This window comes from Microvirga roseola (assembly GCF_020866965.1).
Lineage (GTDB): Bacteria > Pseudomonadota > Alphaproteobacteria > Rhizobiales > Beijerinckiaceae > Microvirga > Microvirga roseola.
Genome location: NZ_JAJATX010000086.1, coordinates 1 through 11,212, shown reverse-complemented (window position 1 = coordinate 11,212; position 11,212 = coordinate 1). Strand labels below are relative to the sequence as shown.

At 62.2% G+C, this 11,212-nt stretch carries 12 protein-coding genes and 2 pseudogenes; 4 read left to right on the top strand and 10 right to left on the bottom strand.

From position 1 onward, the window contains the following. Nucleotides 1–216: 216 nt before the first annotated feature. From LG661_RS25565 to LG661_RS22975, 8 genes are all read right to left on the bottom strand, one after another. On the bottom strand, nucleotides 217–477 hold the full coding sequence (locus tag LG661_RS25565; protein WP_407666817.1) for a DUF6894 family protein: 261 nt from the start codon (nucleotides 475–477) through the stop codon (nucleotides 217–219). 226 nt (nucleotides 478–703) lie between these two features. Continuing rightward, complete coding sequence (locus LG661_RS25180) at nucleotides 704–835, bottom strand: hypothetical protein (RefSeq protein ID WP_268995509.1); 132 nt, start codon at nucleotides 833–835, stop codon at nucleotides 704–706. 283 nt (nucleotides 836–1,118) lie between these two features. Next, nucleotides 1,119–1,829, bottom strand: coding sequence for an IS6 family transposase (locus tag LG661_RS23000; protein WP_230534326.1), 711 nt, complete (start codon nucleotides 1,827–1,829; stop codon nucleotides 1,119–1,121). Between the two features lie 123 nt (nucleotides 1,830–1,952). Next, on the bottom strand, nucleotides 1,953–2,819 hold the full coding sequence (locus LG661_RS22995; protein ID WP_230534325.1) for a metallophosphoesterase family protein: 867 nt from the start codon (nucleotides 2,817–2,819) through the stop codon (nucleotides 1,953–1,955). Between the two features lie 77 nt (nucleotides 2,820–2,896). Next, a complete protein-coding gene (locus LG661_RS22990) occupies nucleotides 2,897–4,189 on the bottom strand; it encodes an ABC transporter substrate-binding protein (RefSeq protein WP_230534324.1) in 1,293 nt (430 codons plus the stop codon). A 33-nt stretch (nucleotides 4,190–4,222) separates the two neighbouring features. After that, entirely contained in the window at nucleotides 4,223–5,068 is an 846-nt protein-coding gene (locus LG661_RS22985) for a carbohydrate ABC transporter permease (protein WP_230534323.1), read from the bottom strand. Next, nucleotides 5,065–6,012, bottom strand: a complete 948-nt coding sequence (locus tag LG661_RS22980) for a carbohydrate ABC transporter permease (protein WP_230534322.1) — start codon at nucleotides 6,010–6,012, stop codon at nucleotides 5,065–5,067. Before LG661_RS22980 ends, LG661_RS22985 begins: the two co-directional genes overlap by 4 nt. 7 nt (nucleotides 6,013–6,019) lie before the next feature. Further along, nucleotides 6,020–7,213 (bottom strand): ABC transporter ATP-binding protein, encoded by a 1,194-nt coding sequence (locus LG661_RS22975; protein ID WP_230534321.1) that lies wholly within the window; start codon nucleotides 7,211–7,213, stop codon nucleotides 6,020–6,022. Nucleotides 7,214–7,394: 181 nt separating this feature from the next. On the opposite strand from LG661_RS22975, the gene LG661_RS22970 reads away from it, so the two are divergent. Next, the gene (locus tag LG661_RS22970; protein WP_230534320.1) at nucleotides 7,395–8,252 is read left to right on the top strand and encodes a MurR/RpiR family transcriptional regulator; all 858 of its coding nucleotides are present in this window, start codon (nucleotides 7,395–7,397) and stop codon (nucleotides 8,250–8,252) included. A 4-nt stretch (nucleotides 8,253–8,256) separates the two neighbouring features. Here LG661_RS22970 and LG661_RS22965 read toward each other — a convergent pair whose 3' ends face one another. Further along, nucleotides 8,257–9,063, bottom strand: coding sequence for an HAD-IIA family hydrolase (locus LG661_RS22965; RefSeq protein WP_230534319.1), 807 nt, complete (start codon nucleotides 9,061–9,063; stop codon nucleotides 8,257–8,259). 164 nt (nucleotides 9,064–9,227) lie between these two features. Between LG661_RS22965 and LG661_RS22960 the strand changes: the two genes are divergently transcribed. Both LG661_RS22960 and LG661_RS22955 read left to right on the top strand, forming a co-directional pair. Next, nucleotides 9,228–9,590: a hypothetical protein gene (locus tag LG661_RS22960; RefSeq protein WP_230534318.1), complete on the top strand. Its 363-nt coding sequence runs from the start codon at nucleotides 9,228–9,230 to the stop codon at nucleotides 9,588–9,590. A gap of 179 nt (nucleotides 9,591–9,769) precedes the next feature. Continuing rightward, nucleotides 9,770–10,192 (top strand): annotated as a pseudogene (locus LG661_RS22955) (DDE-type integrase/transposase/recombinase); the annotation flags it as partial. Nucleotides 10,193–10,285: 93 nt separating this feature from the next. On the opposite strand, the pseudogene LG661_RS22950 reads toward LG661_RS22955, so the two are convergent. Continuing rightward, nucleotides 10,286–10,888 (bottom strand): annotated as a pseudogene (locus LG661_RS22950) (IS6 family transposase); the annotation flags it as partial. Nucleotides 10,889–10,890: 2 nt separating this feature from the next. Here LG661_RS22950 and LG661_RS25560 point away from each other — a divergent pair. Beyond that, nucleotides 10,891–11,115 carry a histidine phosphatase family protein gene (locus tag LG661_RS25560; protein WP_407666816.1) on the top strand — a complete coding sequence of 75 codons (225 nt, stop codon included), beginning with the start codon at nucleotides 10,891–10,893 and terminating at the stop codon, nucleotides 11,113–11,115. Nucleotides 11,116–11,212 lie beyond the last annotated feature (97 nt).

Sequence of the window (11,212 nt, the reverse complement as noted above, 5' to 3'; positions counted from 1 at the left end):
CCTGAATTAACATCACACCCGGATCACCCTCATGGGGCAGGCCATAGGGTTTTGCCCTTTTCGGAGCGCAAAACCCACGGCCTAGCCTTTGTGCGCCTCCGCACAGACCTGATGGGACGCTCTGTTAGGCTAGTAGCGTTCCTCCCTACCCTTGGCTATCTCGCCCCGTCGGAAACAGCGTCCTCTGGCGGGGCTTCTTTTTGGCCAGGTGTACCGCTAGCTTGGTTTGGCCTCAGCGTCGGTTCCTTCCCTAAATGGGACAGTGAGGACCGTTTCACCAGCTTCATCAACCACCTCAACGACAAAGTCATTCTGCTGGTCAGGAGACAACTCCTTCCAGTACGGCACAACGTCCATGAAGACCCGAGCAACCTTTAGAGCGACGGGACGGGCAGCCTCAGTATCGGGTAGGTCAAAGCTCTTGGGATACTTGATCCTGTTATGCTGGTTCCAGATGAAGAGACTGTACTGTGGCATGGCTACAGGAATATCGGCCGGTACACCTCAGCCGGTAAGCTCCCATTCTGGGCTACTCAGAGAGGCAATTGGCAATCAACGCCAAAGAAACAACCTGACGGGGTGCGAGCCGACAGGCCGTGAGTGAAGTTTGCGCCAAGGGAGCGCTATAAAAGGCTCCTACGCTAACGGCCAAGCCTTTATTCTGCTCCTGTCAGGCTTCCTTGCCCAGCACGAGTTCTCAGCCTCACAATTCGGCAAGGTACTTCGCCAAGACCAGCGCAAGGACGATCAACGCCAATGCTCCAATCGCTACGGGGCCTTCGGCATGAGCCTCAATGAGCTTCCAGATACGTAGGGACAGGCGAGACAATCTCATTCTAAAATCTCCTAACTTATGTTCCTAATTCTATCACGGATTTAGAACGAAAGAAGAACATTCTAGAGGGACTGTGGACGGCTGTGGATTATGGAGCAACTACAAAATGAGAGTATGAGGCTACGTGGCCCGATATAGGGCTTTGCCAGGTATCACCCCACGAACACCACCGCGCGGCTCCGCCACGTCACCCCTTCTCCGAGGGATGAGGTGAACATGGCAGTGAGTGGGTACTGTCAACTTGACACCGAAGAGACAGCATTGTCGTCTGGCATCTTCCAGCTTAGCCTGCGAGCACGGCGCTGGTTACATCACGCCAGGTGGCGAAGGCGCGATCGCGGGCAGCGCGGTACTCACTGGCCGAGAGGCGATGGCGGCCGAGCTGGAAATGGTTGTGGATCGGGCTGTGGGTGGCGAGAAACTGCTGGGCCTGCCGGGCTGATTTGAACCGCCTCATGTGGCGCTCCCGTCGTCGGGTGGGTTGGTGCGACACCTCACATCGGTTGTTCAGATACCGGCTCTGCCGATGTTCCACGCCCGGCAGGATCTCGCGTTTGGCAGCACCATAGGATCCGAGTTTATCGGTCACAATCACTCTGGGCACGTAGCACAGACCCTTCAGCAGCTTGCGAAAGAAGCGCGTGGCAGCCTTCTTGTTACGGCGGCTCTGGACCAACACATCAAGCACGTTTCCGTGCTGATCGACCGCTCGCCAGAGGTAGTGCAGTTGGCCTCGGATGCGGACGAACACTTCATCCAGAAACCATTTGTCACCAGGTTTCGGACGGCGCCGCTTGAGGGTCTTGGCGTAGGTCCGCCCGAAGCGCCGACTCCACTCGCGGACAGTCTCGTAGCTGACTACGACACCTCGTGCCGCGAGGATCAACTCGACCTCTCGCAGGCTCAGGCTGAAGCAGTGGTAGAGCCAAACAGCCTGATCGATGATTTCGGCCGGGAAACGGAAGCCGCGGTACGGCTTGGACGTCGTGCTCATGTCCAAGACCGTGCCACAGGCGCCGGTCCTTGCCAACTTGACAGTACCATGACGGCCGCGCAGCCCGGATGGCGAGAACGCCAGACCGCCATGCGGGACGATCACGCCATGGCGGCACTGAAGTCAATCGCCGGCACGCTCAGCGTAATGGGGCTCCATCTGAAACGGTGGGAGCGGTGCAGTCCAGCGCCGGCGTGTCCTCTCGAAAGGCAACGACACCGCGAAGGGATCATGGCCCGAGACCGAGAAGTGAAGAACTCCGTCCGAGAACTCGATCACTCCCGCCGCCTCGGACGGAAGGCCCGATGTGGTGAAGCTCTCGGTCAGGGATTGGAGAGTGAAGTGGGGGATGCCATCGACGACGGTGACCGAGTTCCAGTGGACGTGTCCGGCAAGGCAGGCGAGCGGACCTGGACAGGAGCCCAGCACCGCACGGATCGCCGGGGTCTCGGCATAAGCTGCAAATGTGGGATTTCGCTCGAACCAGAAATTTCCGTCCATTGCCTGACCGGAGAGCGGGACATGGCTCACGAGAAGCGTCGGCGCGTCATCGGCCGGAAGAGTTGTGGCGAGCCAATCGAGATCGCCCGGTGCAAGGCGAAGGCCGGGATGCCGCCGGAGGTTCACATCGGGCTGCCAGAACAGAGTCCGAAGCCCAGCAATGGTCACCACCCGGCTTCCGAGCGGTCGGTCGAGAATGTCCTCGTTCTGTTGTAGCGATAGAAAATCCAAATCGTGATTGCCGCAGACGTGATGGCGCTCGACGTTCAGGTCCGCGAAACGCGCCGCAACCTCCCGTTGGAGGAGAAGATCGTGCTCGGTATCCCGATCCGAGATCCGGTCGCCGAGATCGACTACGGCTTTCACGTTTGCGGCGTTCGCCTGCTGGATGAATCGCTCGAGCAGCGGGAGAGCCGCCGGTCCCCTTTTGGTGAAGCTGTCGGGCCCGTGGTGGATATCGCCGATAACGGCAAGCCTTAGGTTCAGCACGTCGGGAACTCCTTGGATAAAGGGCAAGGCGCAGCGGTTTGAAAGCCGCTGCGCCCTTTTCTCATGCCTGCGGTGCGTTAGCCTTGGCGGCGCGGCAGCATGCCCTGGACCTCCTCGGCCATCGCCTTGAGGGCGGCATCGGGGTTGCTGGACCGGCTGACGACGGTCTGCAGGTGATCGTTGATCTTATCTGTAATCTTCAAAGCGTTCTGGCCCGGGAAGGCGTACCAGCCCGTCATCACATCCTGCTGACCGATGCTGATGAGGTGGTTCGGGTTGTCACGGTAGAAGGCCTTGAGCATGTCGTCGCGGGTGGCCGGGACGGTCGTGGCGGGCATGTAGCCGGTCGCCTTCACCATCAGAGTTGCGCCCTGCGGGCCGCAGGCGAACTTGATGAACTCCCACGCGGCCTTCTGCTTCTGCTCGTCCTTGGCGAAGATCATGCCGACGCTGCCGCCGGTCGGGATCCGGCCGTTGGCCGCAGCGATCGGATAGCGTCCGCAGATGAGCTTGAAGCGGTCGCCGATCTCGCGGTTGTAGCGTCCGAGCTGTGCGGTGGATTGCATGGAGATGCCTTGGCGGCCGGCGAAGAAGTCGGCGAAGCTGGTGGCCGGCTTGATGTCGCGCATCTTGCCTTCCTCGACCATGCGGCGAAGAATGCGGATCGCCTTCTGGCCGGGCTCGTCCGCGAAGGCCACGCGCGCCTCGCTCGCATCGAGCATGCTGCCGCCATGGCTGAACACGAGCGCCTGCCAGGCCCAGTTGCCCGTGATCGTCCAGTCATAGAACATGCCGGCGATGGTCCTGGAAGGATCGTCGATGGCGGCCGAGAGCTTGATCAGGTCGTCCCAGTTCGTAGGCAGCTTGTCCGGGTTGCCACCGGCGGCGCGCACGAGGTCGGCGTTGTAGTAGAAGATCGGCGTGGAGAGCGCAAAGCCGATGCCGGTTTGGGCCTCGCCGACCTGGCCAAGCGACAGCAGAGAGGGCGAGAAGCCGAGCTCGGACGTGCGCGGATCGGCAGCCATCAGAGGCTTCAGGTCGACGGGTATGTTACGCTCGGCCAGGGAGCGCTGGCGGTTCAGGCCATGGAAGGCGACATCCGGCAGCGTGTTGGTGACGGCGTCGCGCAGGTTGCGCTGGAGGATCTCCTCATAGCCCTGCTCGGGCGCGCGCAGCATCACTTTGATGTTCGGATTGGCGGCCATGAAGTCGCGGGCCGTCTGCTCCATCAGGTCCTTGAACAGGACCGGGAGCGAATATTGGACGCTGATCTCGACCGGGTTGGACTGCGCACGTGCATAGAGCGGAAGCCCCATCGTTCCGGCAAGAGCCGCCGAGCTTTTGAGGATAGTACGACGAGTGAGGGACATGGGGTAGATTCTCCAGGTTGAGAAGGGAGGTGATCAGCGCAGGCCGGTCATGGCGAAGCCTTCGAGGAACCGGCGTTGCGCAACGAGGAAGGCGATGACGAGGGGCGCCGTGATGGCGACGGCTCCGGCCATCAGCGGGCCGTAGTTGGTGCCCGCCTCCGCATTGTCGAAGAAGACGATGCCCAGCGGAGGCGTTGCCAGATGCTCGCTCTGGATGACGATGAGAGGCCAGAAGAAATCGTTCCAGTTCCAGACGAAGGACAGGATAGCGAAGGCCGTCAGGGCGGGAATCGCCGTCGGCAGCATGATGCGCCAGACAATGGCGAATTCGGACAGGCCGTCGATGCGGGCCGCATGAATGAGGTCGTCGGGAATCTGCAGGAAGAACTGGCGCATCAGGAAGATGCCGAAGACCGAGATGGTCGAGGGCAGGATGATCGCGGCATAAGTATCGAGAATGCCAAGCTGCCACATACCGATATAGAGCGGGATCGCCGGCACCTGCGGTGGAATGAGGAGCGCGAGGATCACGAGAACGAAAGTCATCTGGCGCCCCGCGAAGCGCAGCTTCGCGAGCGCATAGGCGCAAGGCAGGGCGAAAAGCGCCTGGAACAGAAAGATCGTGGCGCCGACGAGGAGCCCGTTCAGGATAAAGCGCGCCAGAGGCACCCGGGTGAAGGCCTCGCGGAAGTTCTCGATGGCGTACCACTCCTGCGGCAGCAGGGTGAACGTCGGCGAGAAGATCTCGCTCGGCGGCTTCAGCGAGGTCGAGACCATCACGATGAAGGGAAAGAGCATCACGACCCCGCCCGTGAGCAGGATGGCGTGCCGCAGGACCGAGTAGATGCGGGACCGCAGGGAAGTGCGCGCCGTTCTCACGAGTAATGCGTCCTTCTGTCGAGCAGGGTGGCCTGGGCGAGCGTCAGCACCAGGGTGAAGGCGAGGAACACGACCGTGATGGCCGCGGCATAGGCCGAGCGCAGGAACGAGAAACCCTCCTGGTACATCTGATAGATCAGCACCGAGGTCGCCTTGTTGGGGCCGCCATCGGTCAGCACGGCGACGGTGTCGAAGACCTGGAAGGAGCGGATCGCCGTCACCGTCACGACGAAGACGAGGGCGGGCCCGAGCATCGGCCACGTCACCCGCCGGAACCGCTCGAAGAAGCTGTCGGCACCGTCGATGGCGGCCGCCTCGTAGAGATCCTTCGGGATCGCCCGCAATCCGGCCAGGAACAGGACCATGTTGAGGCCCATCGACTGCCAGACGCCGATGGCCACAAGGGCGAAGAGCGCCGTATCCGGGTTCTTCAGCCAGTCCGTCGTCGGCAACCCGAGGAAGGAGAAGATCTGATTGATGAAGCCGACGCTCGGGTGGAAGGCGAACTCCCAGGCAAGCGCCGTGGCCAGCATCGTCGCCGTCACGGGCAGGAAGTAGATTGCCGAATAGAAGCGGCTGCCGGACAATCCGTCCTCGATCAGGAGAGCGACGCCGAGACCCAGGCCGACCGAAAGCGGCACGAGCACGCCGACATAGATGAGCGTGTTCGTCAGCGAGATCCAGAAGACCCGGTCGGCGAAAAGCTCTACATAATTGTCCAAACCGATCCAGGCGACGGTCGGCATGCCGAACTGCCAATCGGTGAACGACAGTCCGATCACCACGAGGGCAGGTCCCAGGAACATCAGCCAGATGAGCACGAGGGCCGGTGTTGCAAGCGACCACCCGGCGACGTTCTCCAGAATTGCACCTGCGGGACGGCCTTTGGCCGGACGCGGCACGCCCGCGCTGTACTCCGCCGGCTTGAGTGCGATCTCAGCCATAGGCCACCTAAGCAGAAGCCGTGCGCAGCATCGCGCCCGGCTCGAACAGGCGCGGCGCATGCGTGGTTGCAGACGGGAGCGCTGGAATGCGGCGTCCGTCCTTTCCAAAGACGAAAGCCCGTTGGCCGTGAAGCTCAATCCCGATACTGTCGCCGGGACGCGCGCCCGGCGACCTCGCCGGATGGATGCGGGCGATGACGGTGCGCTCGAGCCCGTTGGCGCCGAGATGGAACAGCATCTCCGAGCCGAGATGCTCGATGTGCTGGACCAGCGCAGAGCAATGCCCCCCGCCTTCGGCCGTCATGCCGACCGCCTCGGCCCGGAAGCCGACGGAGACTGTGCTACCCTCCGGCAGGGAGACGCCGATCCCGAGCGCCATTCCCAGGACCTCGACGCCTCCGTCAGCGCGCACCCGACCAGGAACGAGATTGATCTGCGGAGTTCCTATGAACTCCGCAACCTTCACATGCTGTGGATCGGCATAGACATCTTGCGGGGGCGCGACCTGGAGCAGTTCGCCATCCATCATGACGGCGACGCGGTCCGACATCGTCAGGGCCTCGGCCTGGTCGTGCGTGACGTAAACGAACGTGGCGCCGAGGCGGCGATGCAATTGGGCGATTTCCGTACGGGCCTGGACGCGCAGCTTAGCATCGAGGTTCGACAGGGGTTCATCCATGAGGAAGACGGCCGGCCTGCGGACCATGGCGCGGCCAAGGGCAACCCGTTGCCTCTGCCCGCCCGAGAGCTGGCCGGGCTTGCGCGCCAGCAGATGATCGATCGCAAGGCTCTCCGCGACGGCGCTGACCTCGTCGGAAATTCCCCGTATCGTCCGACCCGTGCCGGGCATCATCCGGCCGATCACGGGCAGGCGCTGGGCAAAGGACGTCCGGCGCATGACGAGTGGCAGGGCCATGTTCTCTGCAACGGTCATGTAGGGATAGAGCGCGTAGGACTGGAACACCATGGCGATGTCCCTTCCCTTCGGCGGCAGGTCGTCGACTGGCCGGCCGCCGATGAAGACGTCGCCTGCATCCTGCGCCTCCAGACCGGCGAGGATCCGCAGCAGCGTGGTCTTGCCGCAACCGGAGGGTCCCACGAGCGAGACGAACTCCCCATCCGCAATGTCGAGCGAAACGCCATTGAGGACGCGCGTGGACCCGAACAATTTCTCGATGCCGCGCAGGCTGACAGAGGCCATGAGGATCTCGCAAACTTCGACGACCGACGGGTATGACAGGTGTCACGATGTGTCTGCGCCCCTGTAAGCCGCGCTCAATGTCACTTTCATGACAATTGAACCAAATTCAATTTTCCACAGCGGCTGCACCGGCGCGGCCGTCTCGGCTATCGTTGCGCCAGAATAAGAGGAAGGGTTCCGCATGGACTATCCGCTCGCACGACTGAAGGCCTCGCTCAGGGACCTGCCGCCGACCGCTCGACGAATCGCGGAGGTCATCGTCAGGAACCCGGAGGACGTCCTGTCCATGTCTGTGGGCGACCTCGCCGAGGCGGCGCAATCGAGCGAGGGCTCAGTCATCGGCCTCTGCCAGCAGATCGGAGCAAAGGGATTCCCCGAGCTCAAGATCGCGATCGCACGGGAAATCTCGACGGGCCGCGCACTCCTTCACGAGGATCTCGTGCCAGGGGACTCGCCCGCGGACGTGGTCAAGAAGATCGGCACAAGCCACATGCTGGCCGTACAGGACACCTTGAAGGTCCTCGATCCCGACGCGGTCAACCGGGCGGCCATGTTGCTGGTGGAGGCGCAGCGCATCGAGTTCTACGGCATTGGTTCCGCGGCTCCCATTGCGGAGGACGCAGCCTACCGTTTCCTGCGCCTAGGACTCGTCACCAAGAGCGTGACCGATTCCCATGCTCAGGCGGTGAGCGCCGGCTTCGCCGGGCCCAAGGTTGCGACGGTCACGATCTCCCACTCCGGCCGGACGCAGGAGACGCTCGCCGCAACTCGGATCGCGCGGGAGGCTGGCGCCCGCACGATCTGCATCACCAATTACGGCAGGTCGCCGCTTCAGAACTACTGCGAGGTCGTGCTGTTCACGGCGGCGGAGGAGACGAAGTATCGGATGGAGGCCTTGTCGAGCCGCCTCGCGCAAATGGTGGTCATCGATGCTCTCTACGGATGCGCTGCGATCGCCCGGTGGGAGAAGTCCCTGTCCGCCATCGAAAAATCCTACGACATCATCGCGACCAAACGCCTGCTGAATTCCGAGAAGTAGGGCGTCACGTCTCGAGAAGATCGGCGATCGTCATGCCACCCTGCGGCCCGACGATGACATGCCGCATCCCAATCCGGGCGGCCCCCTCGCCGTCGGTCAGGGGATTATCGCCGATCATCAGGGCTTCCTCCGGCGGTGCCCCGATGCGCTCGAGCGCGCTGTGGAACAGGACAGACTGAGGCTTGCCGACGATCAGGTCCGGTTCTTTTCCCGCAGCGGCCGCTATGGCACGCACCAGCGAGCCTGTCTCCGGCACGAGCGAGTTGCCGGGTCCAGGATGCGTGAGATCCGGATTGGCGGCGACGAAGCATGCCCCTTGCTGCACGGCATTGGCGGCAAGGGAGAGGGCCGCATAGTCGAAGCGCTCGTCCCTTGCGACCAGCACCACATTCGCTCCCTGTTGACAAAGAACCAGTCCGCGCACGCGGGCATATTCCTTCAGTTGCTCGCCCGCGACCATGAGCACGCGCCGACCCGGCCAGCCTTCGGCAACGGCATCCACGGCCTGCACGCCTGCCAGCACGGTCCGTCCTTCCTCGGCACGCAGGCCCCGCGCCCGCAGGCTCCGGCACAGGCTCTCGGGCGTGTCCGTCGAATTGTTGGTGAGGATGACCACGCGCGACGCATGGCGCTCAAGGAATGCGGCAGCCCCCTGGATCGCTTCGCGTCCTCGGATCAGGGTGCCGTCGAGATCGAGAAGGACGGCGCGCGCAGTCCGCAGGACATGTCTTGCCTCACCGAGTGACAGGCGAAGGATGGGAAGGGCAACGGGACCTGATGCCAGGAGCACAACGAACCTCGGGCGACTCACCGAAAACTCACACCGCCCTACCCGATGCCTGAGCTCTCCTCAATACCTCCATGTCGGATTCTGCGGATGCGCGGATCGTCATAAAACTGTCAAAAAAACTTTACTGTAACGGTTCCGTGACACCTGTCATCGAGCCCCCTAATCGATTGCAGGAGACAATGGCCGTGGCCGCAGACAACAGGAACATCCTTCAGGGCTTGCTCGCGAATACCGAAAAGGCCGTGAGGAGGGGCAGGAAGCTCGAGAGAACACTTCTCAAGATCGTTTCGCAGAGCGAGGCCGGTTCGGGGGCGGAAGCGCTTCTGAAATCCGTCCAGCAGGGCATGAAGAAGCTGAAGAAGGACGCCAAGGAGATCGAGCGCTCGATTTCGTACCCTTCGCGCACGAAGAAAACGCCTGTCGAATCTGAGCCGGTCACCAATCCGGACATTCCCACGGCCAACCCGAAGCCTTCCGTGAAGCGCTCCCGCAAGAGGCCGACCGCCTCCGCTGAAGCGGCTCCCGCAGCGAATGCGGCCGACGTCTAGCGCATCGCGCGGAGAGTTGAACCCGGTTTTCGCTGGCGCGGCCCTTCGGGCCCGCCCGGAACGATGCCCTCATCCAGGACGATAGCATCGGTTTCGCCCCTTGGGTGAAAGTCCACCTTTTTGGTCCGATGCTGTAGTCACGGCAGGGGCGCAGCATGCGGCATCCGCAACGATGCCGGCGGGCGGTTGATCAGGACGGCTATGTGCTCGACGAGATTGTGCAGACGCATCGCGACACCAAGGCAGCCAAGCGCTTGCTGAAGCGTCTGTTGAAGAAGCAGGGTTGCCCACCCCGACGGATGATTACCGACAAGCTTGGCTCCTATGCGGCCGCCCAGCGTCAGGTCATGCCAGTAGTCGAACACCGTTCACACAAGGGGCTCAACAATCGAGCGGAGAATTCGCATCTGCCGTTCCGGCGACGCGAGCGGGCGATGCAGGGCTTTCGAACACCCAGGCACCTGCAGCGGTTCGTGATCGTGTTCTCTGCTGTCCGCAATCTCTTTGTTCCATCCCGCTCCCGCCGCTTCGCTTCTGCCACCTATCTGCACCGCCTCAACGCCATAGCGGAATGGAGGTCTGCGGCCAACATTGCTGCTTGAGCCCGTCCTGCGACCAAGTCGGCCTTGATGCGTTTGGCAGCAGTTAACGTGACAACACCGGCGCGAGGAGATGGCCGACGTTTCGACACAGGCTCAGGCAGCGAGCAGTTCAAATTGCTCGGCCAGCGACGGCTGCCGACCGCAGGCATACTTCGCCTGCCCTTTGCGCATCATGTGAACCATTTCGATCCCGCTCAAGATCGCCCGAGCAGATGCCATCGACTTCAGCCCGAGCATCGGACGAACTCGGCGCTTGACGGCACGATGATCCTGCTTGATCCGATTATTGAGATAGGCGCTTTGTCGGATCCGGATCGGCTTCACCTCGCGCCGAGATCGGTCTTGGAGCCGCTCTGCCGTGTCGCAGGACACGATCGCCTCCCGGTTGGTCTGGCTGCCGTCGATCACGATCCGCTCTGGCCGGCCATGCCGCCTAAGGGCTCGGCTCAGGAATTGCTTGGCGGCGGTCAGATTGCGCCGCTCACTGAACCAGAATTCGACCGTATCGCCGTTGCCGTCGATCGCGCGATACAGATAGCACCACTGGCCCCGGACCTTGATGTAGGTTTCGTCGACATGCCATCTCCGGGTGACGGGTCGCTTGCGTCGATTGAAGCGCTCCAGCAGTTCGGGCGAGTAACGGACGACCCATCGGCCGACCGTTGCGTGATCAATGGAGATGCCGAGCTCCGCCAGCCGTGGATGAGATCCTAGCCCGGCCTTGTAAGACGCAGATCATTGTTACCCATAGCTTTGCACTCACGTTCGTGGTTGCGGCTTGGATTAAGATGCCCCTGGAGAGCGTCGGGTACGTCAATTTCCGGGTGCGTCCGGGCAGCATCACTCACCTCCAGGAAGACGAGTTCTGGATGAGCCGTGTAGTTGCGTCCTTGGGGGAGAAGGTGGCTTTAGGTGAAGATTGAAGAGCCACGTGGCAGCTGCGCAATGTGGCAACCAAGTTGAAATGTCGCTTGAGGCGCAAAGTCAAAGTGTCAGTCAGGCCGGGTGAGACGGAGCCTG

Excerpts from the sequence above, each read along its gene's own strand:
- LG661_RS22980 (WP_230534322.1), bottom strand. The coding sequence starts at position 6,012 with ATGGCTGAGATCGCACTCAAGCCGGCGGAGTACAGCGCGGGCGTGCCG.
- LG661_RS22990 (WP_230534324.1), bottom strand. The coding sequence starts at position 4,189 with ATGTCCCTCACTCGTCGTACTATCCTCAAAAGCTCGGCGGCTCTTGCC.
- LG661_RS22975 (WP_230534321.1), bottom strand. The coding sequence starts at position 7,213 with ATGGCCTCTGTCAGCCTGCGCGGCATCGAGAAATTGTTCGGGTCCACG.
- LG661_RS25180 (WP_268995509.1), bottom strand. The coding sequence starts at position 835 with ATGAGATTGTCTCGCCTGTCCCTACGTATCTGGAAGCTCATTGAGGCT.
- LG661_RS25565 (WP_407666817.1), bottom strand. The coding sequence starts at position 477 with ATGCCACAGTACAGTCTCTTCATCTGGAACCAGCATAACAGGATCAAG.
- LG661_RS23000 (WP_230534326.1), bottom strand. The coding sequence starts at position 1,829 with ATGAGCACGACGTCCAAGCCGTACCGCGGCTTCCGTTTCCCGGCCGAA.
- LG661_RS22970 (WP_230534320.1), top strand. The coding sequence starts at position 7,395 with ATGGACTATCCGCTCGCACGACTGAAGGCCTCGCTCAGGGACCTGCCG.